Here is a 22,926-nt window from a genome sequence, read left to right on the forward strand (position 1 = left end):
TATAAATGCGGGAGTAAAGCAAAAATTCCAGAAATCGTTTCAAACGCGGTCGCGCAGTCCGTGTATGCTTGTGGACGTATCCAAAGGGGGAGGGACTTGGGCTTTTGAATCATGCAATTTACCTGAGTTTTTTATCGCTACCTGCTATTAATATACGAAGCTGATTTGACAACCAGTTTAAAATTTCTCCAGCTTTTCCTGACGATACCAGCAGCGAATGCGTTCAGGTGAAATACCGAGGAAATACGCAGTAATTACCATTTGATTTAGAAGGGTAGTTTGAAGTACGCCTTTTTTCAACCATCTACGGGCTGAAGTAATAACTGGTACAGGAATAATAGTAATTTTACTAATACGTTTTAAACGCCGGATGAGTTCAAAGTCTTCCATGATCGGTAATTCGGGAAACTTGCCAATTTTCTGAAATACTTCTGTACTTAAAAATATTGCTTGATCACCGTAGGGCATTTGCCAAAAGTGCGATCGCCAGTTTACTCCTTTTTCTACCCATCTCAATGTCCAATCGTCAGCATCAATTCGCAAGGCGAAAGCACCAGCTACTGTTTGAGGCTGTTTTAGGGCGCTGCGAACCATGTGATCAAAGCCAGCAGGTAAGCGGGTATCGGCATGAAGGAACAGCAGGATGTCGCCAGTTGCAGCCATCGCACCGGCGTTCATTTGCATCGCACGACCAGGAAGAGATGTGATAACTTTTACACTTAATGACTGAGCTATGTTTACAGTGTCGTCTTGTGAGCCACCATCGACTACGATTAATTCTACATTTGTATTGGGTTGTGTGGATGCGATCGCATTCTCAATATTTGCGGCTTCGTTGAAGGTGGGGATAATAATCGAAATTTTTTTATGCACTGCTGAATTAAGAATTTATATCACGCAGAGGCGCAGAGAGGAGGAGGAATTAATTAAATACCCCCTTCCGCGTGAATCATAGGAAGAGGGTTTACGAATTACGAAGGCTGATTTAAGGATTGCGCGGATGAGATTATTTGTGATAGCAACAGATGCTAAAAACCGTATCGCGGATTATGTGGATTACGCTGATTACGCTGATTTTTTTCATTTGCTAAGATAAGTAAAATCTGTGAAATCCCTTAATCCGTCTCATCCGTGTCTACGAATTATCCTAATATCCGCCTTCTTCTTCGTATTCTGGTTGTCTTTCTTTGACTTTTTTGGGAATGTTCACGGGTTTTGGTGCATCTTCCCAAGCGTCGCCTTCTACATCGTCGTAGTCGTCGTATTCGTCGGCGTAGGGCTGGCTGTAAGATTGAGGTTCATATCTAGGTGGTGGTTCTTGATATCTATCCCTACCACTGGCTTCACTCCAGTTGTCTTCCTCGTCGTCTTCATATTCTATGGATTCGTATTGTCGCGCCCGCATGACTTGACGCTGGGGAATTTCTTCTTCCACATAGTCTTCTGTCCATTCTTCTTCAACTACGGGTTCGGGCGCGCGAACTCTGGTTCTGGGTGGTTGTAATGGGACTCCACTGGGTAGTTGATTTGCTGGTGACACGGTGCGCGGAGTATAGCCATATTCTTCTTCGGCTTCTCTCTCCCACGGTGCTTTACCTATGCCTAAGCGCTCTAGTACACCCACTGTTAACTGGTTAACTCGTTCTTCGGCTCCTTCAAAGACAATCAAGCGACTGGGGCCAGTGCTGACGATTTCATCCACCGAAAATTCGTAGGTGCTGAGAAATTGGTCGGGAATTTGGGGTAATCCTAAAGAAGCGATGACTATGGACTGAATTTTACCAGTTTCGCCATTGAACTTGAAGCCCCGCACCCTACCTAAGACTTCGCCTGTTTCTGTAATTACTTCCCAGTTAATCAGGTTACTTAAGGTTTCAATTTCGATGTCTTCTATGGCATCTTCGTTATCAACGAGGATTACATCACCGATTTGGTTGACGGTGTTGAGGTACATATATCGTGGCAAACTCGAAATAGAGATCAGGCTGTCTCGCAGACCAATTGCCACAACCTCTCTTTGATCGATATCAACCCAAAGCTGATTGACGACACCGAGCCGTTTGCCGTTGTCGCGCGTAATCACCTGGGTGTTTAATATGTCGGAACGCCTAATTATCTGTTCAGAGGTCATTCTATACCGAGTCCTGATCTCGAATCCGGTTTATCTATACACTATTATTAACAAAAACTCAAGCAGATGTATGGGATGATTTTAATTTAATTCCCAAAACTTGAGTGTAAGCTCCTCTGGCTTGAGTAACGCCAATGGTGCGCTCGGCTGATTCTATCATCGGACGACGCAAACTCACAACTATAAATTGCGCTTGTTGGGCTTCTTGTTTAATCATTCTAGCTAATCGCTCGACGTTTGCTCCATCTAAAAACATATCTACTTCGTCAAAGGCGTAAAATGGTGAGGGGCGGTAACGTTGCAGAGCAAAGATAAAACTTAGGGCTGTGAGGGATTTTTCACCGCCGGACATGGAAGCTAAACGCTGTACTGGTTTACCTTTGGGGTGGGCGACTAAATTTAGTCCACTGTTAAAGATATCTTCAGGATCTTCTAGTTGTAAATAACCGTCACCGTCGGAAAGGATGGCGAAAATCGATTGAAAGTTTTCGTTAACTGCATCGAAGGCTTCTTTAAAAGCTCGTTGTCGCAATGTGGTAAAGTTTTCAATTCGTAATAGTAATTCGGTGCGTTCTGCTTCTAGGGTCTGTAATTTGTCTGTTAGTTCCTGAAGACGGTTGTTGGTGCGTTCGTATTCTTCCAAAGCCAACATATTCACCGGTTCCATCGCCTGTAAGCGTTTGGCTAGGCTTCTCAGTTCTTTTTGCAATTCCTCTAAATCGACTTTATCGGGGACTTCTGGCAGAGGATTGGGTAATTCTGCGCCAGTTTCTCGCAGTTGGTTTTGTAATGCTGTTAAGTCTTCCCGTCGCTTGGTTTGGGTTTCTTGGAGTTTTTGAATTTCCCATTGCAATTGTTGTTGTTTGAGAAGTTGCGATCGCACTTCCTGTTCTGTTGCGTCGCGTTTTTGTTTTTCCTCCCCCAGATTCTGCTCCATTTGGCTCAAATTCGCCTGGATTTCGCTGATTTGATTGTTGAGTTCAGAATGCTGATTTTGCAGGGTGTTGAGTTGATTTTGTTGGCTGGTTTGCTGTTCGTGATATTGGTGAATCTTCGCTTCAGCTTCTTGAATTTTCTCTTGCGATCGCTGTTGCTGAATTTCCAGATTTTTTAATCTTTGCTGGGCATCCCTTAATTCTCCCTCCCTTTGTTGCAATTGTTGCTCTTGACTTTTAATAGTTACTTGGATTTCTTGCCATTCACTAGGGGTTTGAGAGTCTTCTAACTCGGCTAAAGCTTGTCGCAATTGTTGCAACTCACTTTCTTGTCCTGGTAATTCCCGATCCAAAACTGATAACCGGGATTGGGCGACGGTGATTTTTTCGTTGTTTTGGGTAAGTTGTGATCGCGTCGCCTCTAATTGCGCCGTTAAACCCTGAATATCCTTTTGCAGTTGTGACAACTGTAACTGCTGTTCTCGTCGCCCCTGTCTGGCTTCTGCGAGGGCTTGGGTATGTTCTTTGGTTCTGGCGGATAAAGTAGCGATCGCCTCGGTACAACGTTCTATAATTCGTTCAATATCTGCCAAGCGACTCTTTAAAGCCACAGTTTCCTGAGATTCTGCCGATTCCCCTTTCCCAAATCGCAACGAAGAACGCTGATTGCTACTACCCCCAGTCATCGCGCCGCTTGTTTCCAACAATTCCCCGTCTAAGGTGACAATGCGATACAGCCCGATATTTTGCCGGGCTTGTTGGATACTTGTAAAAACTACGGTATTACCGAACACATAACTAAAGACATCTTGATAACGGCGATCGCACTCGACTAAATTCACCGCATAGTTAACAAAACCATTGGCATAACGCAACGTGGCATCCTGAGTAAATTTACTAACTTTTACTTTATTTAAAGGTAAAAAAGTTGCCCTACCACCACGTTTTTGTTTCAGTAACTCAATTCCAGCTGCGGCTACACTGTCATCTTCCACGACAATATGCCCCAAACGCCCACCAGCAGCAATTTCCAAAGCTAACTGATAGCGAGAATCCACCTTACCTAACTGGACAACCAAACCGCAAAGCCCCGGCAATCCAGATTGTAATATAACTTTACTTGCTTGAGTTCCTTGTACTTCCTGTTGGGCTTGGGCTTGCGCCTCAATTTTATCCAACTGACGTTGTTTTTCCCGTTGTTCTTGGAGAAGTCGCTTTTGGGTTTCCTGTTGGATTTGTAATTCTTGTTCTGTAGCTGAGAGATTTTCGGCTAAATTTTGGATGGGTTCACTAGAAGCGTTAAACTCCGTTTCCACCCGATTACATTCAGTTTCCTTAGCGGCTAACTCTGGTTCTAAACTCTCAATTAACTGAGTTTGTTCTGTAATTAATTGCTGTAACTGATGATGGCGTTCCCTGAGTTGGGCTTGTTCAGTGCGCTGGGGTTCCAGAGTTTGCAGTAAAGCTTCAATTTGACGGTTAAATGCTGTTTGTTGCTGTACCCATGCTTCCGAAGCTGAGGCGATTTCTGCTGCTGCGGCGCGAGAAGCATCTAAAGCTTGTTGGGCTTCATCCCGTTGTTGCTGACAGGAGAGAATAGATTGCTGTTCGACAACCTGAGTTTGGGCAAATTCCTTTAAAGAACGCTGGTATTGTTGAACTTCCTGCTGAGTTTGCGCCAACTGCTTCACAGTTTCCTGAATAGCAGTGTTTAACTCAGCTTGTCGGCGTTGGAGTTGTTTACGTTCCGCCTCTTGAGTCGCCAGAGTTGATTGTACCGCCAAAAGTTCCTCTTCACCCAAAGCCTTGACACGAGCATTGAGTTCTTCTAATTCGGCGCTTTTCTGAGAAATTTGGGAATTGAGGGCTGTGAGTTGAGAATTTAATTCAGTAGAAGTGCGATCGCCTGCTTGAATTTCGCCAATTAATTTTTCTTGTTGTGCTTGAAGCGATCGCCAAGAAAGAACCGCCTCCCAAGACTGTTTAGCTAAAAATTCCGTCCGCAGTTTTTGATACTTTTCCGCCTTCGCCCGATCCTGAGACAAGCGATCGCGCTGAGTAGTTAATTCCGTCTCAATAATCCGACAACTATCTTCCTTATCCTTCACCTCATCCAGAGTTTTCTTAGCTTGGATAATCTTGCGATCGTAAGCCGAAACCCCAGCCAACTCATCAATAATTTCCCGACGTTCCTTAGCGTTCATCGAGATAATGCTAGTAACATCCCCTTGCAGCACAACATTATACCCCTCTGGATAAATGCGGAGATTATTCAACTCCTCATGTAATTCCGTCAGAGTACAAGCCACACCATTCATATAATAATTCGACGTATAACTCCCGTGATGAGTCACCCGCAAACGCCGAGTAACACTCCATTCAGTTGGGGAGTCGGGAGTAGGAAGTGGGGAGTGGGGAATTTCTTCATTTCCTTCCTCACTTTGCGCCTCTGCGCCTCTGCGTGAGACATCCTCCTCCTCTTCTCTTTGCGCCTCTACGCCTCTGCGTGAGACATCCTCCCCCGACAAATCAAAAGTCACCGTCACACTAGCCTCAATCGAAGCCCGTCCCCTAGAAGTTTGATTATTATTTACCAAATCCGGTAATCTATCCGCCCGCATTCCCTTAGAACTAGAAAGTCCCAAGCAAAACAGCAAAGCATCGAGAATATTAGATTTACCCGAACCATTTGGCCCAGAAATGACAGTAAACCCCGGTAGTAGAGGGACTGAGGTAGTACCACCGAAGGATTTGAAGTTGGTAAGTTCCACGCGCTTGACGTGTACCATAGGCGCTGTTTAACTGGGCTGATGGCTAATGAAAAACAAGTGTATCAATTAATTAAGGTTTCGCAACAGTGTAGAAGAATTTTATCGCACCGCAGAGGCGCAGAGGACACAGAGGTTTGATAATGGGGGGAGGAGTTATAAAAAAGACGCTGAAAACACCTGAGAAACAGCAACATCTTTGCGTTTTTCGTACTATTAGACAGGTGATGAAAGCTAGCTGCGCCCTTAAGGGTGCTTTGATGTTAAAATCAGTTTAACAGGAAGGGTAATCAACCTGTTTAAAAACCCGATGTTGCCTAACGGCTCTACGCTGCACCTTGACAATTGAAAATATGGGGTTCTATTCCATAGTTCTAGCTCTTTTCCAGGAATAGGTAAAATTTTCATGGAGACTAGACGACCAGTATTTACACTCAAACAAATTTTGGAGTTATCCAACTACGGTAGGGCATACCGAAAGTTAACGCTTGAGGAGAGAACCACCTCTGGGTGAGATACCGCAAGGGGTCTTATCTAAGTGGACTCGTTGAACCAAGAATCTCTGTGGCTTGGCTCCCGGAGAGTGTCAACCTAGCGACAAGATATCTTTATTATCACCCCCATCATCCAACATGGTATAAAAGACCAGATTGGTTTGTGGCTGTGGATGTTTCGCCGCTTTATAAAAATGGTGATTTACGTCTGAGTTATGTGGTTTGGCAAGAGCGAATGCGTCCGTTTATTATTGTAGAATTACTCTCACCTGGAACTGAGAAGGAAGAGTTAGGCGAGACTTTGCGAGATGTGGCAAAACCGCCGACAAAATGGGAAGTCTATGAAAAGATTTTAAGGATTCCTTATTATGCTATTTTTGACCGTTATAAATATGAATTTAAAATGTTTAAATTAGATGGCGGTCGTTATGCGGAAGTTATTTTATCAGATTCCCGTTTTTGGATTCCAGAAATAGAGTTAGGTTTGGGTGTTTGGGAAGGAAGTTATCATAATATTCAGCAGCCTTGGTTACGTTGGTATGATAGTACAGGTAATTGGGTTTTGACTCCGACGGAAGCGGAAAGGGAACGCACAGAACAGGAAAGGCGACAAAAAGAACGGTTGATTGAACAATTGCGGGCTTTGGGTGTAGAAGCTGATTTAGGGTAATGATTATTTATTAACAGGACTTACGCAAAATTATGAAAAAACGAACCACGAAGGACACAAAGGACACGAAGTCAAGAGGGTTTCAGAGAGTTCTTGCGTAAGTCCTAATTAAATGGGCGGTTTATAATCGATTTGTTTGATAGCATCTTGATAAGATGTTTCATTCCCTGATTCTTTATCTAAATTTGCGGCAATCTGAAAATCTTTAATTCCCCCCTGTTTATCTCCCAATGTATATCTAGCATTTCCCCTATTTGTATAAGCATGAGAAAAATTTGGAGCAATGTTGATAGCTTGACTAAAATCGTCAATCGCACCCTGCTTATCTCCTAATTCATAGCGACAAGCACCGCGTTTATTATAAGCATCACCATTGTTGGGGTCAATGTTAATAACTTGCGTATAATCAGCAATTGCACTCTGCTTATCTCCTAACTGAAAATAAGTCTCACCCCGGTTCCCGTAAGCCTTCGCAAAATTTGGAGCAATGTTGATAGCTTGACTAAAATCGTCAATTGCACCCTGCTTATCTCCTAATTCATAGCGACAAGAACCCCGTCCACTGTAAGCATCAGCATTGTTGGCTTTTAGTTGTAGTGCTTGATTACAATAAGCGATCGCACTTTGATAATCTCCTTTATTAAAGCATTCTTCAGCCAACTTGATATATTCATCAAATTTAGAAGAGATCAAATCATCTAAATAGCCATGTAAACCGCCAGCATAAAGCAATTCATCTATTCTTATAGGAACTTTAGCTTTACCGCTAGCCACAGTAATCATTTCAGTTGGTAAAAAACCCGCTAAAATAAGATTATATTCAGCCTGCGCTTTACTTACTTCCTCTTGAATTAAAATACAAACCAGAACGGCATTTTTTTGAATTTCTTCTGGCTTAATAAACCATTGAATTTGCTCAAAATTCCCATGACGAGCTTTAACCTGAATACCCACAGATGAGTCAGAAGTTAAGGTAAAATCAACTTTTCTATCTCCACCAATGCGTTTTTCATAGTCAACCTCAGTTACAAAGTCACCTAAACGCGTTTTGACAACTTCCTCACCCAGTTTTCCCTTCATGTTGTTGAAGAAGACATCACGAATATGATTTGAAGAAGTTCGTTTATATTTTTCAGCCATCTCCCAACAAAAATCCCGTAATTGGTTTAACCTCTCACCGGAGATGACAGTTAACTCACTATGCTTTCCTTCTTTGTCACAACGTAATAAATTACCTGATTCTAGTCTGGCGATAAAATCTGTCTGTTGTGCTTTAAGTATTGTTTTCCAGTCCATTCGTCAAAATTTGCCTTCATTTGACAAAAAGTATTAATTTTATTATTCCCCATAAAGTTAGAACAATTACTAACGGAAGTGGGATTATTTCGTTTTTTTTAACGTTCGCGTAGCGTGCGCGCAGCGCATACCGCCAAGTACGCCAAGTACGCCAAGTGAAGAAAGAAAAGGAAGAAGTTCTTAGCTTCAGCATATTGGGATTAGTGCAAGATTAGGAATACAATTAAAATGTGGGGAGATAATCAGGAGTGAACCCATGACTACTACTCTGGATGCAAGAAATCTCAGTTTACAAGATGTTCAACGCTGTTTGAAATTTGAAGAACAGTTTAATGACTCAATTACATCATTACTGTCGCTAGAATCTCTCACAGAATTTGAACAACAGGAATTGTTGAAAATTCGGAATTTATTTCGCAGTTATTACGCAGCAGGTAAAATTGCAGAGGGACAAATAAAATTTCTGTTTATCGCACCCTTGATGAATTTAGCTGGCTTTTATCAATCCAGTATTCAAATTACTTTAGAAGAAAATATTGCTGAGATTTTTGTCGAAGATGAAGATACCAGCATCAAAGGGCGAATGGATATTTTAGCTGTTAATAAATCTTCAGCATCGACAGTTAATACACCTTTTTGGATATTAGTAATTGAATCTAAAAACAGCAGTATTAATGCTTTAGAAGGTTTACCGCAATTACTCACTTATGCTTATACAAGTTTAGAAAATCAAACATCAGTTTGGGGTTTAACTACTAATGGTATGGATTACCAATTTGTTTATATACAGCAAGGAAATCCGCCAATTTATCAATTATTACCAAAACTAGATATAACTCGTTTAGAATCTGCAATTGAGTTACTGCAAATTCTCAAATCTATCTGTATATCATAGCCCCCTCCTCGCTTGCGGGGAGGGGGTTGGGGGTGGGGTTCTTATATTCACCTATTTGATAATAAATTAAGTTCTCTCTGTGCATCTCGTAGACTATTTCTTTCTCCACTTTCTCGGAAGAGTTTAATAGCTGCTTGCAAATCTGCGATCGCACCTTGTCTATTTTTCTGTCTGGCGCGAGTTAAACCCCGGTTATAATAAGCTAAACCATATTCATTATTAATGGCGATCGCCTGAGAATAATCTTTATCCGCAGCTTCATAATTTCCCATTTGCATATTAGCATTACCACGGTTATTGTAAGCCGCAGCATCCTGAGAATTAATTTCAATGGCTTTGGTATGATCTTCAATTGCACCCTGATAATCTCCAAAGGACAAGCGGTGAATACCCCGATGATTATACGCTGCACCCCATTTAGGATTAATTTGTAAAGCTTTGTTGTAATCTTCAGCAGCTTCCAATCTGTAACCCAATTCACTATGCATATCTCCCCGTCGGAGATACGCTATTGCATAATTAGGATTTTTATTAATTGCTTCGGTAAATTTCCTAATGGCTGCATATTTTTGATGATTGCTAACGTAAATTAAGGCTTGTTGATAATAAGGTCTAGCATCATCGGGATTAATATTAATTATCGCATTAAAATCCTCACCTGCTGTGTGGTAAATTTTCAAGCGACGGCGGAGAATACCTCGTTGTAAATATGCTTCAATATAATTCGGTTGCAGACGAATAGCTGTACTAAAGTCTTCATTAGCTGCTTTATTTTCTTCTATCTGCACCAAGGCTAAACCACGCCCGTAATAAGCGTAAGCATTACTAGAATTTAATTCAATTGCTTTAGTGTAGTCAGCAATTGCTTCTTTATATTGCCCTAATTCGTATAAAGAAAATCCTCGATCATAAAAAGCCTTGTCATTTTGAGGATTTAATTCAATGGCTTTACTACTATCAGCTTGAGCTTGCTGATAATCTCCTAATTGATAAAAGGCATTACCTCGTTTATTATAAGCCAAAGCATTGTTTCCATCCAGGGCGATCGCCTGAGTAAACTCCTCAATGGCCGCTTCATAGTTTCCGGATTGATATTGTCTGACTCCCTCCTGATATTTCTGTTCAAAGTTAAGTTCACTAACTGGATTTCCTGTTGAGTACAAAAGCCAAGTAGCTGTCACCATCCCGATAAAACTAACTAGACTGACTAAAATTAACCAAGGTTTTGGTTGATGCGGTTTTTCCTGAGTAAGTTTATGAGTTTTCACCTGCTTTATTTTGTGTAAAACTTTACTTATAGAATGGTAGCGTTGCCAATAGTCAAAGCGTAACATTTCCACCAGAATTTTGGTGGATTTTTGACGGACATTTATGCTTTTGTTACGTCTGCTAATTTCGCCTCTGAGCGGACTTTTGGGATGTAATTATTACCTGATGAAAGTAGCATAGCAGCGCTCGCAACCATCCTTTAAGGATAGATAGTAATCATCGCGTCATTGTTCCACTAGCCTATATTTCAGATTACTAACAAGATTAGTAACAGTTTTCTCAGTAATTACACTGAAAGCACTCAGTCTATATTCTGTAGTAAGATTCGCCAAGAAGATAAAACCGAGAGACTTTTGGTGTCTTAACCCAGTCCCCAGTCCCCAGTCCCCAGTCCCCAGTCCCCAGTCCCCAATCCCCAGCTATAGAATCATTAAGCTGGAATGACGAATTTTTCGCTCCCAGCTAACCCAAAAGCGGCGTGAATCACTTGCAAAGCCTTCACCCCTTCTTCTTCCGCTACCACACAGCTAATTTTGATTTCTGAAGTGGTAATCATTTGAATATTAATTTTATGTTCCGCTAAAGCCTCAAACATTTTAGCTGCAATACCTGGTTGTCCCACCATTCCAGCACCAACAATACTTACCTTAGCGATCGCATTATCTAACACCACATCACCCCATCCTAACTCTCCCGCCACTTGAGTCAGCATTTTTTGTGTAGTTTCCCCATCAATGCGTGAAACAGTAAAAGCAATATCTCTCCGGGGAATACCATCAACAATCCGGCAGCGCTGTGATTGAATAATCATGTCAACACTGACATTGTGCTGTGCCAATAATCCAAACAACTTCGCCGCCATCCCTGGTTTATCGGGAACTTGACGAATTGCTAGACGTGCTTGATTGATATCTAAGGCTACACCACGGACTGGCGGGGGAGTGGGGAGTGGGGAGTGGGGAGAAGGGGAAGATAAAGCAGAAATTGCTTGTGCTTCCTGGTCTGCTTCAATTTCAAAAGCGTGACGCAGTGCCGCTACAGCCCGATCACATTCTGTAGCATCTACTACACAGCTTACCTTGACTTCACTGGTGGAAATCATTTGGATATTCACTTGTGCTTCCGCCAAAGTAGCGAACATTTTCGCCGCCACCCCTGGACGGCCAATCATTCCAGCACCACCAATACTGACTTTGGCAATATTCTGTTGTACCATCACCTCAGCTTCATTAGACTCAGGTTGAGATTGATTTCTCAATGCTGGTGCGATCGCCGAGGCTACAGCTTCCGCCCGTTTTAATATTGGTGCTGTCACGGTAAAAGCAATGTCATTACTATTACCTTCATGTACAGACTGAATAATCAAATCAACATCTACATTTTGCCGAGATATTTCGCCAAATAATCGAGCAGCCACCCCTGGTTTATCCGGTACGCGCAACAGTGCCACCTTCGCTTGGTCTGTATCAAAATATATATTATCTACCGGACGAGCAATTTCTAAATTCACCAGCGATCGCCCTTGGGGTTCGGGTGATCTTACCCAAGTACCAGGAGCATCACTCCAGCTAGATTTTACCACCAGAGGCATACCATAATTCCGGGCAATTTCCACAGCACGGGGATGTAACACTTTTGCTCCCAGGCTTGCTAGTTCCAGCATTTCATTACAGGTAATTTCCTCCATCAACTGCGCTTCTGGAACCAAACGGGGATCTGTAGTTAAAATCCCTGGTACATCTGTATAAATTTCACAAAAATTCGCCCCAATTGCCGCCGCGATCGCCACAGCAGAAGTATCAGAACCACCACGACCCAAAGTAGTAATTTCCATATCTCTGAGACTAGATATCCCCTGAAAGCCAGCCACCACAACCACCTTACCTTCAGACAAATGATGATTCAGGCGTTCAGTTTCAATAGCCAAAATCCGCGCACGGGTATGTTCAGCCTCAGTCACAATTCCTACCTGTCCCCCAGTCATAGAAATCGCAGGTTGTCCAATTTCTTGCAACGCCATACTCACCAAAGCAATCGTCACTTGCTCACCAGTAGAAAGCAACATATCCATTTCCCGACGGTTAGGATATTGAGAAATTTCCTGAGCTATTTTTACCAATCCATCAGTAGTTTTGCCCATAGCCGAAACCACCACCACCACAGAATTACCCGCCTTAACAGTCTTGTAAACACGCTGTGCAACAGCTTGAATACGTTCTACCGAACCAACAGATGTACCACCGTATTTTTGAACTATGAGCGCCATAAGTTTATATTTAAAATTCTGCCTACAGTCTTCAATGCTCCCCCACTTGGGGAACCATGGAGAGTATTACTAGTTGTTTAGTTTATTCATATCAGAATCAGTGCCAACAAAAAACCCAGAATATCAGTTTGATAATTGATATTTGGCTCAATGTATCCCATTTAACTGTATCTCAGTAAGTTGGTTGTTATATTAAGTCCTGTTTAATACTTACCAAAAAACTGGGTTTAAAGCCCCGTCTTTCTAGGACGGCTTTTGCGGTATTATAGCTTTAGCGGTAAAGCGCACAAATAAAAAACTAGGTAGGTCAAGCGGACGACTCCTAATCCCGAACCCTGGTAGTATAAATCCTAAATCTTGTCCAAATGTGGCAGTAAAAACCAGAAATTAAAAGTCTTTTCAAACGCGGTCGGGCAGTCCGTGTACGCTTGTGGAAGTATCCAAACGGGGAAATTGGAATACAAGTATTCCAATTTCTAGGGAGGACGAATGAAGCAAGAATCCTCATCTCTTGAGAGTGAGGAGTGTCAATAATCTGTAGCGGTCAACAGCTATGTCCACGATACGCTGTTCCCGGGCTGTAATACAGTAAAACTGAGGAATGCAAAATGTCAAATAGCCCAGGGTTGTATATTCTACTAGTTAGCGTTCATGGCTTAATTCGGGGTAAAAATCTAGAATTAGGGCGAGACGCTGATACAGGTGGACAAATCAAATATGCTCTAGAACTAGCTCAAGCTTTAGCAGCCAATCCAAAAGTAGAACGTGTAGACTTAGTAACCCGTTTAGTTAATGATCCAAAAGTTAGTTCTGATTATGCTCAACCTGTAGAAGTTCTGAGTGACAAAGCCCAAATTATTCGTCTGAACTGTGGGCCACGTCGCTATCTCCGCAAAGAAGTTCTCTGGCCACATTTAGATAATTTCGCAGATGAATTACTCAAGCACCTGCGCCAAGTAGGAAAATTACCCCACGTCGTTCATAGCCATTACGCCGATGCTGGATATGTGGGTTGTCGGGTTGCTGGCTGGTTAGGTGTTCCACTGGTGCATACTGGTCACTCTCTGGGACGTGTGAAACAGCAAAGACTTTTAGAACACGGTACTAAAAAGGAAACCATTGAAAGCACATATCACATTAGTACCAGAATTGAAGCCGAGGAAACGACTCTAGCGAGTGCAGCATTAGTCATCGCCAGTACCAATCAAGAGGTGACGCAGCAATACGGAATTTACGACCACTATCAACCAAATAGAATGGTTGTCATTCCTCCGGGGGTAGCGCTCAAAGAGTTTTACGCACCTCCGGAGAATTGGCAGGAACCCTCAATTTATCAGGATTTAAAAAGATTCCTGAATAATCCCGAAAAGCCCACGATTATGGCGCTTTCCCGTCCAGCAGTGCGGAAAAATGTTGCCACTCTGGTGAAAGCTTATGGTGAAGATCCCCAGTTGCGTGAATTAGCGAATTTAGTCTTGATTTTAGGTAATCGAGATGACATCACCACAATGGAATCAGGACCACGCCAGGTACTGACAGAAATTTTCCAGTTAATCGACCGCTACGACCTGTACGGACACGTCGCCTATCCCAAACACCACCGCTCTGATGAGGTCGCAGACCTATATCGATTGTTGGCGAAAACACAGGGCGTTTTTATCAATCCGGCATTAACTGAGCCATTTGGCCTGACTCTCATCGAAGCTACAGCCTGTGGTGTACCTATTATTGCGACATCAGACGGTGGACCGCGAGACATCCTGGAAGTTTGCGACAATGGGATGTTGATTGACCCTCTAGATATTAAACAGATACAGGATGCTCTGCGACTCGCACTCACAGATAAAGAACAATGGAAAACTTGGTCTAAAAATGGATTAGATCGAGTTCGAGCCAATTTTTCTTGGCAAAGTCATGTAGAACGCTATCTGGAACAGGTGCAGCAGTTACCGCAACGACGGGTCAAATCTCTGCTGAGTCCCTTACCAAAAGCCTTAGCCACTGACCTACCTGATTGGAATATTCCTGAGCAAAACCGCTTACCAACCGCAGATCGTTTTTTGGTGTGTGAAATTGATAATACTTTGCTAGGAGACCAGGAAGCCTTACATAAACTCATTGAGCGATTGCATAATGAAGGCCAATCAACGGGAGTGGGAATTGCTACTGGGCGTAACTTGGAAAGTTCATTGCAGATGTTGGAAGAATGGAATTTTCCCCGACCAGATTTGCTGATTGTTTCCGCCGGTAGTGAAATCTATTATGGGCCGCAGGTAGTCCCAGATGCCAACTGGCAAAGACACATTAGTTACCATTGGAACGCTGACGCGGTGCGTCAAGCAATGGAGGAACTACCCGGAGTGGGGCTGCAACCCCCGGAATCTCAAGGTAAGTTTAAACTCAGCTACTTTATTGATGAAGCCAAATCCTTAAGCTTTAAGGAAATCATGCGTCATTTGCGACGGCGTAGGCTCCAAGTCAAACCCATTTATAGCCATAATATGTATCTTGATTTGTTACCCATCCGGGCTTCTAAAGGTGATGCTATTCGTTATTGTGCTTTGAAGTGGGGATTACCAATTAAACGATTCTTAGTAGCTGGTGCATCTGGTAATGATGAATCTATGCTGACTGGTAATACTTTAGCTGTGATTGTGGGCAACTATAGCGCCGAAGTGGAAAGGTTGCGTGGCTATCCACAAATTTACTTTGCTGAAGGGCATTATGCTTGGGGAATTTTGGAAGCCCTAGACCGCTATGACTTTTTTGGCAGTTTATCTCAGGCGGAAGCAGAAATGACCTCCGTCTAAAAATATTAAGATCCCCAATCTCGTGAAGAAATGGGGATCTTAGACTGTCGGTATTTGCAAAAGGTTACAGTTGCTTCACTTCCGAAACCAACTTAGAAACCATATCCTTAGCGCTACCAAATAGCATAGTGGTTTTTTCTTTGTAGAATAATTCGTTATCTACACCAGCAAACCCTGTACTCATTCCGCGCTTAATGACAATAGTTTGCTTCGCCCGATCTACTTCCAAAATCGGCATTCCATAAATTGGACTATTAACATCAGTACGTGCGGCGGGATTCACTACATCATTAGCCCCAATTACTAAAGCTACGTCAGCAGCTTCCAATTGCGGGTTGATATCATCCATGTCATACAACTGGGTATAAGCTACATTCGCTTCAGCCAATAAGACATTCATGTGTCCTGGCATTCTTCCTGCAACTGGGTGAATGGCATACTTCACATCCACGCCCATGCGTTCTAACTGGTCTGCCAATTCCCGCACACTATGCTGGGCTTGGGCAACTGCCATACCATAACCGGGTACAATTACGACGCTACGGGCATAACCCAACATCATCGCCCCTTCTTCTGCATCGATGCTGCGAACAGTTTGATCCCCTGTAGCACCTGTAGCACCGCCAGCGCCGCCAGCAACTGCGCCACCAAAGGCACCAAATAGCACGCTGAATAGGGAACGATTCATGGCTTTACACATAATCTGGGTGAGGATTAAGCCAGAAGCCCCCACTAGTGCGCCGGCGATAATTAACATATTGTTCATCACCACAAATCCGGCTGCGGCTGCTGCTATCCCAGAGAGGGAGTTTAACAGCGAAATTACCACAGGCATATCCCCCCCACCAATGGGGAGAACGAACATGACACCCAATACTAAAGAAACTCCCACTACTCCAAAGAAGATGGGTAAGCTATCGGGGGTGATGATTAAATAAGCACTGCCTACTATATAACCAATTAGCAACAGCAGGTTTAATGGTTGCTGCAAGGGTAATTTAATGGGGGAACCACTGATTAAACCTTGCAATTTGGCGAAGGCGATAAAACTACCGGTGAGGGTGACACCACCGATTAACACATCCAGCAAAATGGAAATGTTGACATCTAAGGGTATGGGTTCGGAGGCGGCGATTAAGCGCCAAAATTCGGCAACGGCGATCAGTGCGGAAGCTGCACCACCTAAACCATTGAGTAAGCCCACCATTTGGGGCATTTCTGTCATTTGGACTTTGTAGGCGGCGATCGCACCAATACCCGCGCCAATGGCCAAGCCCACCAAAATCATTTGATAGTTCAACACCTGTTGATCTAACAGTGTCGCCACAATAGCCAGCAGCATTCCCACAGCCGCAATCACATTACCATTACGGGCTGTAGCTGGGGAACCGAGTTTTTTCAAACCCAGAATAAATAACGATGCAGCCACTAAGTACGTTAGCTGAATCCCAGTTGGTAGAAAATCGCTCACGCCTTAACTTCCTTTTTCTTGAACATTTGCAACATCCGATCTGTAACCAGAAAACCACCGACAACGTTAACTGTTGCTAATACCACAGCAATTAAGCCCAGAATTACTGAGATACTGGTATCTTTAGCACCAGCAGCCACAATCGCCCCTAAGACAGCAATTCCAGAAATAGCATTGGAACCAGACATTAAAGGTGTGTGTAACGTTGGGGGTATTTTGTTGATGACTTCAAAGCCAATAAAAGATGCCAAAACAAACACAAACAAAGCAGCTAGTAACGCTTCCGTCATGAAATAAAAACTCCTGTTTAAAACCACAAATCCGCACAAATAAACTCTGATCGGCGTTTATCGGCATTTGTCGGCGGTTAATTAACGTGTACCAATCTCTGAACTCAAAGCCTGTAGCGCATCTTTCACCCGTTGATTGCGAATTTCCCCGCCGTGGGTAATACAAGCTGCATCCACAATATCGTCAGCAAAGTCTACCGCTAAGGCTTTGTCCTTAACTAATAACTGAATTAAGGATGTCAAGTTCTTAGAATACAACTGACTAGCGTGAATAGGCATTGATGAGGGTAAGTTGATGGGGCCAATAATTGTGACTCCATTCCAGACAATATTTTTGCCGGCTTCTGTACAAGCGCAGTTACCACCCTGATCGGCTGCTAAATCCACAATTACGGAACCGGGTTTCATTTGTGACACCATTTCCTCTGTGACTAGCCTGGGTGCTTTTCTCCCTGGTACTTGGGCGGTAGTAATTACCACGTCGGCATTTTTTACGTGTTCGGCGACAACTTCCTGAGTCCGTTGTTTGCTAGCTTCGGAAATTTCTTTAGCATAACCACCTGCTGCGGTGGTTTCTTCTTCTAGTTTAACTTCGACGAATTTCGCCCCTAAACTCTGCACTTCTTCTTTGACTGCGGGACGAATATCAAAGGCTTCTACCACTGCACCCAAGCGTCTAGCTGTGGCGATCGCTTGCAATCCAGCCACACCCGCACCCATAATAAATACTTTAGCTGGGGCAATAGTACCCGCAGCTGTAGTCAACATGGGAAAATATTTAGGTAATGCAGCTGCGGCAATTAATACAGCTTTGTAACCTGCTAGTGATGCTTGGGAAGACAAAGCATCCATACTTTGCGCTCTAGTAGTCCGGGGAATCATTTCCATACCAAAAGCTGTAATTTGGCGATTTGCCAATTCCTGCGCGATCGCGGGATTTCCTAGAGGATTCAGGAAGCTGATTAATACCGACCCAGCCCGCAGTAACTCCACTTCAGAGCCGCCATTTTCTCGCTGTTTGGGGGGGCTAACTTTTAACAGAATATCTGCTTCACCCCATAATTTAGCGGTATCACTGATAATTGTGGCTCCTGCTGCTTGATATGCAGAATCGCTAAAATAGGAACCTTCCCCCGCACCTGCTTCTACCCATACTTCCAAACCTTGTTTAATCAGTCGAGTAACCGTGTCAGGGTTTAATGCTACACGTCTTTCACTAACTTCAATTTCTTTAGCAACCGCTATTTTCATGAAATCTCCTGGAGATAAATACCTCTTTATTTGGGGAATATGTCATTTTCCCCTGACCTAACCTTTAGGGAAGTAACTGTCTGCGATGGCTTTTTCTGGTAGATTTCACCTTGAACATTGCCTTCACTACTCTTAATTGTCCAGTCCCAGCCTCACTTTAGCCCTTGCAGATGTCACACTTGCTGATATTTACAAATAGGTTCACATATTGCAAATCCTAAGTTGATTACCAAATTTGCATCTTTGTCTTTAGCTTGTTTTAGGGATTGCAAAATTTTAGTATTCCTTGTTCACATATTTTTTGGGCTTGATAGTTTCCTAGCAATTTTTTAATGATTGCTGCTTTGTATCAAGCTCATTTTCATTAATTTATCTCAACTTCATTGGCGATCGCTCATTAGACAAATCAATTTTTATCACAAAATTTTTATATTAAAATACATTTATACATATTTAGCAACAAAATTACATCCCAACCCTCTTGATATTTACTGTAAACTTTAGCACTTGGGCTAAAAGTATTTAACTTAATTTAAAGTTATATTTACTACAAAATCAGGACACCATCACTTAAGCTGTTAGCACTAGTGGCACCTTTTATTTCCATTTAACGTCAATTCTCACAGTGTCAGTAGTAAAGTTTAGTTACCAAAACTTTCCACAACAAACCTATTTTCTGGTGGAGGAAACCCATACTATGCAAAAATTAAGATTTTTCCGTACTCAGCGCCAATTGTCTCTCAGACTTCTTTCAGCTTTAACCATAACTAGCTCATTGCTAGTTGGTTTACCTATACTAACTCAAGCCCAAGGCCTACCAGGATTAACATTATTTAGCGGCGTTAGAAGCGAAAATCAGCTACCATTCAGATTAGACTTTGGTGGGCAAGCTAACAGCACAGAAAGATTTAGGCTCAGAATACCAGCCCAAAAAATGAAATTAGCTGCGGCTCAGTTTGCCATTAGCTACCCCGATTATTACGAAGGAACTTTCGACACCAACAATATAGAAGTTACAGTCAGAGGTAAAAAAGTTCCCCTGGCTGAAGTCAAGTGGAATAAAGAAGCCCGCCTCATAGAGATTTTTCCTGAAGAACCCGTACCAGCAGGAGGAAGTGTAGAATTAGTTTTATCCAATTCCCGAACCCCAAATTTTGGGGGAATGTATCATTTTAACTGCCAGATTCTTTCTCCTGGAGATGTGCCAATGCTCCGTTATGTGGGAACCTGGCTTTTGGCTATCTCCTAACCAATTATATTTAGGGTGTGTTGTCCCACCGGCAACGCACCGGCAAAACTTCCGTATTTCCTAATAATCTATTAAATTTTTGCACCGACTTACTTATATTAGTAACTTTTAGCCCTTATCGTGGTATAATAGCAGATTGTAACTTTTTATAAAAATCGCCTAAGAGGAGAACGGTATGAAGAGAACCCTGGGCGGCACTTGCCGTAAAAGAAAAAGAACATCTGGTTTTCGTGCCAGAATGCAGACACCAACCGGAAGAAACGTCATCCGGGCTAGGAGAAAAAAAGGTCGTCATCGTCTGAGCGTTTAGGAAATTTCCCACACAAAGAACAGATGTGGCTTTGCCCAAAGCAAATCGATTAAAATCACGAAAAGATTTTCAGGCAGTTTTCCGGGAAGGAATCCGCCGTCACAGTTCTCATTTCATATTGAGAGCTTTACGGCCATCAAGTTTAAAAAAGCCTTCCTTGGATACTGCAACCCAAGCTCAAAACCTCACCAGCACAAAATTTGGCGTTTCCATCAGCACCAAAGTCAGCAAAAGGGCAGTAATACGTAACCGCATTAAACGGCAAATCACAGCTGCGGTGCATCAATTATTACCAAAATTGTCCCCAGGCTGGCGGGTAGTCATCGTTGTTAAACCAACAGCAGCAGAATCTGAGTGCGTAAGCCAACAATTTCTGCAAGAATTAAAAGAGTTGTTGGTAAAAGCTGAGGTATTAAATGGGCATTCGTGAAGAAGTTTATTACGAGGGCGGTCCTCACATTGGGGACTTAATCCTCAACACATTCATTGGACTAACTGTTGTCGGTCTACCACTTACAGTTGGCGCTATCGTTAGAGCATTGTGGTTACGTTTCCGCATCACCGACCGCCGGATTTCGGTTATGGGAGGTTGGAGAGGACGCGATCGCACTGATATCATCTATTCAGAAGTAGTCAAAATCGTTAAAGTTCCCCGTGGCATCGGCTTTTGGGGAGACATGGTGATAACCCTCAGAAATGGTAGTCGCTTAGAAATGCGGGCTGTTCCCAACTTCCGCGAGACTTATGACTACATCAACGAAAGAGTTACAGTTCGGAATCCCCTCTATAGCGGCGCTGCTAAAAAATGATATCAGCAGGGGAGAAGAGGCGGAGGAGCAGGGAGCAGGGGGAAGAAGAGGGAGTGTGGGAGGTGTGGGGAGTGTGGGAGGTGTGGGGAGAAAGATTTTTAGTCCACAATACCCAGTCACCAGTCACCAATCCCCAATCCCCAGTCACCAATCCCCAGTCCCCAATCCCCAATTCCCAAAATGTGCGGCTATCCGTAGCGTAGGATAGTTATATAGGAATCATGATTTAGATAAATTAGATTCAGATCAGTTTACAGTAGCTCAGGTTAAGTTCAGAATAATGGATTTTGGTATCGGGTTTCTTTCAAACAACGTGATGCTGCCAATCATAGATTTTTTCTATGGAATTGTGCCTAGCTATGGATTGGCCATCGTTGCCTTGACATTGATAATCCGCTTCGCGCTCTATCCCCTGAGTGCTGGTTCAATTCGTAATATGCGGAAAATGCGAATTGTACAACCTCTCATGCAGAAGCGGATGGCAGAAATTAAAGAGCGGTACAAGGATAATCCGCAAAAACAGCAAGAGGAAATGGTAAATGTCCAAAAAGAATTTGGCAACCCATTAGCAGGCTGTTTGCCCCTATTGCTGCAAATGCCAGTATTATTAGCGCTGTTTGCTACCTTGCGGGGGTCGCCCTTTGCAGGTGTTAACTACAACGTTAACTTGCAAATATTGCCCTCAGAACAAATTGAACGCATTCAGCCCCAATCTTTTGCGACCGCTCCGCAAAACATCTACATTGCTGATGGAGAACACACTCGTGTCACAGCTATTCTTCCCGGCGGTAACAAATTAGCCGTAGGAGAAAAAACTAAGATCCAATATCAGACCCTAGAAGGCAAACCATTTCAGGCGATTTTAGCAGAACATCCAGAAAATAACCTGCTGCCAGAATGGAAAATTACTAAAGGAGAAGAAAGGATCAAAATAGATGCTGAAGGCAACATCGAAGCCCTAGAACCAGGAGATGTGACAATTCAAGGCTCCATTCCTGGACTCGCAGCAGAAAAAGGATTTTTGTTTATTCAAGCTTTAGGTAGAGTTGGTGCTACAACTCCCGATGGACAAATTAATTGGGATATCGTCTCAATGATCCTGTTTTTCGGGGTTAGCCTTTATGTCAGCCAAATGATTTCTGGGCAGAACTCCAGTGGTGGTAATCCACAACAAGATACAGTGAATAAAATCACACCAGTTATCTTTTCTGGGATGTTTTTGTTCTTCCCCCTACCAGCAGGGGTATTGATGTATATGGTGATTGGTAATATTTTCCAAACCGCTCAGACCTATGTTCTTTCAAGGGAACCTCTACCAGAGGGACTCCAAGAAATTGTAGCCACCCAAGAGAAAGAAACAGCAGCAGCAGAACAGAAAAATTTACCATTTGAGCCAAAAAGTTCTAAGAAAAAGACTACAGGTTGATGATGGTTGACAGTCCGATGCAAAGAGGTCAGCAGTGGTTAACAACATTGCTGCAATTAACAGGAATACCTACCGAAGTCAAGGGGAATTTAGCAATTGAACCACTTCAAGTGGAAAATTCCCCAGAAATTGATAGCTACTGGTTGACAATTGATCAAACAAACCTGACCCAGGAAGAAATCCGCGTTTTACTTGGCCCTGATGGTTCTGTTCTTGATGCAATTCAGTATTTAGCTAATTCGGTACTAAACCTCAGCCTACCTCCAGACTCACAGGCTTCTTTCACCATTGAGTTAAACGGCTACCGCGTCAAAAGACAAGCGGAAATTCATGCAATGGCAGAAGCCGCAGCTGATGAGGTACGTGCTTCTGGAAAAGAGGTGGAAATCAAATCCCTCAGTTCAGCAGAACGCCGACAAATCCACTCTTTTTTAAAGGAATTTGCAGATTTGCAAACCTTTAGCCGTGGTAAAGAGCCACACCGTCATTTGGTCGTTGGTCCAGCTATGGCAGTTGAATAACGGTAGTTACAGCAGTTTTCCATAAGATAAGATATGGATTTATCTATGATTCTTAATCTTGGTGA

18 protein-coding genes are annotated in these 22,926 nt (G+C 43.0%); 9 read left to right on the top strand and 9 right to left on the bottom strand.

The window, feature by feature from the left end; translation table 11 throughout:
* Positions 1–177 precede the first annotated feature (177 nt).
* From ACM0OP_RS06580 to smc, 3 genes are all read right to left on the bottom strand, one after another.
* Entirely contained in the window at positions 178–873 is a 696-nt protein-coding gene (locus ACM0OP_RS06580; RefSeq protein WP_414527597.1) for a TIGR04283 family arsenosugar biosynthesis glycosyltransferase, read from the bottom strand.
* A 274-nt stretch (positions 874–1,147) separates the two neighbouring features.
* Positions 1,148–2,131, bottom strand: coding sequence for a PRC-barrel domain-containing protein (locus tag ACM0OP_RS06585; RefSeq protein ID WP_414527598.1), 984 nt, complete (start codon positions 2,129–2,131; stop codon positions 1,148–1,150).
* A 58-nt stretch (positions 2,132–2,189) separates the two neighbouring features.
* A complete protein-coding gene (gene smc, locus ACM0OP_RS06590; RefSeq protein ID WP_414527599.1) occupies positions 2,190–5,855 on the bottom strand; it encodes a chromosome segregation protein SMC in 3,666 nt (1,221 codons plus the stop codon).
* A gap of 543 nt (positions 5,856–6,398) precedes the next feature.
* Here smc and ACM0OP_RS06595 point away from each other — a divergent pair.
* Positions 6,399–6,998, top strand: a complete 600-nt coding sequence (locus ACM0OP_RS06595) for a Uma2 family endonuclease (RefSeq protein WP_414527600.1) — start codon at positions 6,399–6,401, stop codon at positions 6,996–6,998.
* A 108-nt stretch (positions 6,999–7,106) separates the two neighbouring features.
* Here ACM0OP_RS06595 and ACM0OP_RS06600 read toward each other — a convergent pair whose 3' ends face one another.
* On the bottom strand, positions 7,107–8,294 hold the full coding sequence (locus ACM0OP_RS06600; RefSeq protein ID WP_414527601.1) for a tetratricopeptide repeat protein: 1,188 nt from the start codon (positions 8,292–8,294) through the stop codon (positions 7,107–7,109).
* A gap of 256 nt (positions 8,295–8,550) precedes the next feature.
* On the opposite strand from ACM0OP_RS06600, the gene ACM0OP_RS06605 reads away from it, so the two are divergent.
* Positions 8,551–9,189, top strand: coding sequence for a restriction endonuclease subunit R (locus tag ACM0OP_RS06605; protein WP_414527602.1), 639 nt, complete (start codon positions 8,551–8,553; stop codon positions 9,187–9,189).
* A 47-nt stretch (positions 9,190–9,236) separates the two neighbouring features.
* Here ACM0OP_RS06605 and ACM0OP_RS06610 read toward each other — a convergent pair whose 3' ends face one another.
* Entirely contained in the window at positions 9,237–10,457 is a 1,221-nt protein-coding gene (locus ACM0OP_RS06610; protein WP_414527603.1) for a tetratricopeptide repeat protein, read from the bottom strand.
* Positions 10,458–10,888: 431 nt separating this feature from the next.
* Complete coding sequence (locus tag ACM0OP_RS06615) at positions 10,889–12,724, bottom strand: aspartate kinase (protein WP_414527604.1); 1,836 nt, start codon at positions 12,722–12,724, stop codon at positions 10,889–10,891.
* Positions 12,725–13,332: 608 nt separating this feature from the next.
* Here ACM0OP_RS06615 and ACM0OP_RS06620 point away from each other — a divergent pair.
* Entirely contained in the window at positions 13,333–15,534 is a 2,202-nt protein-coding gene (locus tag ACM0OP_RS06620; RefSeq protein ID WP_414527605.1) for an HAD-IIB family hydrolase, read from the top strand.
* Positions 15,535–15,598: 64 nt separating this feature from the next.
* Here ACM0OP_RS06620 and ACM0OP_RS06625 read toward each other — a convergent pair whose 3' ends face one another.
* From ACM0OP_RS06625 to ACM0OP_RS06635, 3 genes are all read right to left on the bottom strand, one after another.
* Positions 15,599–17,005 carry an NAD(P)(+) transhydrogenase (Re/Si-specific) subunit beta gene (locus tag ACM0OP_RS06625; protein WP_414527606.1) on the bottom strand — a complete coding sequence of 469 codons (1,407 nt, stop codon included), beginning with the start codon at positions 17,003–17,005 and terminating at the stop codon, positions 15,599–15,601.
* Entirely contained in the window at positions 17,002–17,295 is a 294-nt protein-coding gene (locus ACM0OP_RS06630) for an NAD(P) transhydrogenase subunit alpha part 2 (protein ID WP_271733442.1), read from the bottom strand. Before ACM0OP_RS06630 ends, ACM0OP_RS06625 begins: the two co-directional genes overlap by 4 nt.
* A gap of 81 nt (positions 17,296–17,376) precedes the next feature.
* Positions 17,377–18,546, bottom strand: a complete 1,170-nt coding sequence (locus ACM0OP_RS06635; RefSeq protein ID WP_414527607.1) for a Re/Si-specific NAD(P)(+) transhydrogenase subunit alpha — start codon at positions 18,544–18,546, stop codon at positions 17,377–17,379.
* 697 nt (positions 18,547–19,243) lie between these two features.
* On the opposite strand from ACM0OP_RS06635, the gene ACM0OP_RS06640 reads away from it, so the two are divergent.
* The 6 genes from ACM0OP_RS06640 (at position 19,244) to ACM0OP_RS06665 (ending at position 22,861) form a co-directional block, all read left to right on the top strand.
* Positions 19,244–19,795, top strand: coding sequence for a DUF2808 domain-containing protein (locus ACM0OP_RS06640; RefSeq protein ID WP_414527608.1), 552 nt, complete (start codon positions 19,244–19,246; stop codon positions 19,793–19,795).
* A 175-nt stretch (positions 19,796–19,970) separates the two neighbouring features.
* Positions 19,971–20,105, top strand: a complete 135-nt coding sequence (gene rpmH, locus ACM0OP_RS06645; protein ID WP_414527609.1) for a 50S ribosomal protein L34 — start codon at positions 19,971–19,973, stop codon at positions 20,103–20,105.
* Between the two features lie 25 nt (positions 20,106–20,130).
* Positions 20,131–20,535, top strand: a complete 405-nt coding sequence (rnpA, locus tag ACM0OP_RS06650; protein WP_414527610.1) for a ribonuclease P protein component — start codon at positions 20,131–20,133, stop codon at positions 20,533–20,535.
* Positions 20,522–20,914, top strand: coding sequence for a PH domain-containing protein (locus ACM0OP_RS06655; protein ID WP_414527611.1), 393 nt, complete (start codon positions 20,522–20,524; stop codon positions 20,912–20,914). The genes rnpA and ACM0OP_RS06655 overlap by 14 nt, the downstream gene beginning before the upstream one ends.
* A gap of 280 nt (positions 20,915–21,194) precedes the next feature.
* Positions 21,195–22,340 carry a membrane protein insertase YidC gene (yidC, locus tag ACM0OP_RS06660; RefSeq protein ID WP_414527612.1) on the top strand — a complete coding sequence of 382 codons (1,146 nt, stop codon included), beginning with the start codon at positions 21,195–21,197 and terminating at the stop codon, positions 22,338–22,340.
* The gene (locus ACM0OP_RS06665) at positions 22,340–22,861 is read left to right on the top strand and encodes a Jag family protein (protein WP_414527613.1); all 522 of its coding nucleotides are present in this window, start codon (positions 22,340–22,342) and stop codon (positions 22,859–22,861) included. Before yidC ends, ACM0OP_RS06665 begins: the two co-directional genes overlap by 1 nt.
* The last annotated feature ends 65 nt before the right edge of the window (positions 22,862–22,926 follow it).

It is taken from the genome of Nodularia chucula CCY0103 (genome assembly GCF_963923915.1).
In the GTDB taxonomy this organism is placed as follows: domain Bacteria; phylum Cyanobacteriota; class Cyanobacteriia; order Cyanobacteriales; family Nostocaceae; genus Nodularia; species Nodularia chucula.

What these genes read in the sequence shown, in the direction of transcription:
- ACM0OP_RS06640 (WP_414527608.1), top strand. Translation starts at nt 19,244, where the DNA reads ATGCAAAAATTAAGATTTTTCCGTACTCAGCGCCAATTGTCTCTCAGA.
- smc (WP_414527599.1), bottom strand. Translation starts at nt 5,855, where the DNA reads ATGGTACACGTCAAGCGCGTGGAACTTACCAACTTCAAATCCTTCGGT.
- ACM0OP_RS06605 (WP_414527602.1), top strand. Translation starts at nt 8,551, where the DNA reads ATGACTACTACTCTGGATGCAAGAAATCTCAGTTTACAAGATGTTCAA.
- ACM0OP_RS06630 (WP_271733442.1), bottom strand. Translation starts at nt 17,295, where the DNA reads ATGACGGAAGCGTTACTAGCTGCTTTGTTTGTGTTTGTTTTGGCATCT.
- ACM0OP_RS06665 (WP_414527613.1), top strand. Translation starts at nt 22,340, where the DNA reads ATGATGGTTGACAGTCCGATGCAAAGAGGTCAGCAGTGGTTAACAACA.
- ACM0OP_RS06615 (WP_414527604.1), bottom strand. Translation starts at nt 12,724, where the DNA reads ATGGCGCTCATAGTTCAAAAATACGGTGGTACATCTGTTGGTTCGGTA.
- ACM0OP_RS06635 (WP_414527607.1), bottom strand. Translation starts at nt 18,546, where the DNA reads ATGAAAATAGCGGTTGCTAAAGAAATTGAAGTTAGTGAAAGACGTGTA.
- ACM0OP_RS06620 (WP_414527605.1), top strand. Translation starts at nt 13,333, where the DNA reads ATGTCAAATAGCCCAGGGTTGTATATTCTACTAGTTAGCGTTCATGGC.
- ACM0OP_RS06585 (WP_414527598.1), bottom strand. Translation starts at nt 2,131, where the DNA reads ATGACCTCTGAACAGATAATTAGGCGTTCCGACATATTAAACACCCAG.
- ACM0OP_RS06600 (WP_414527601.1), bottom strand. Translation starts at nt 8,294, where the DNA reads ATGGACTGGAAAACAATACTTAAAGCACAACAGACAGATTTTATCGCC.
- ACM0OP_RS06655 (WP_414527611.1), top strand. Translation starts at nt 20,522, where the DNA reads ATGGGCATTCGTGAAGAAGTTTATTACGAGGGCGGTCCTCACATTGGG.
- yidC (WP_414527612.1), top strand. Translation starts at nt 21,195, where the DNA reads ATGGATTTTGGTATCGGGTTTCTTTCAAACAACGTGATGCTGCCAATC.
- rpmH (WP_414527609.1), top strand. Translation starts at nt 19,971, where the DNA reads ATGAAGAGAACCCTGGGCGGCACTTGCCGTAAAAGAAAAAGAACATCT.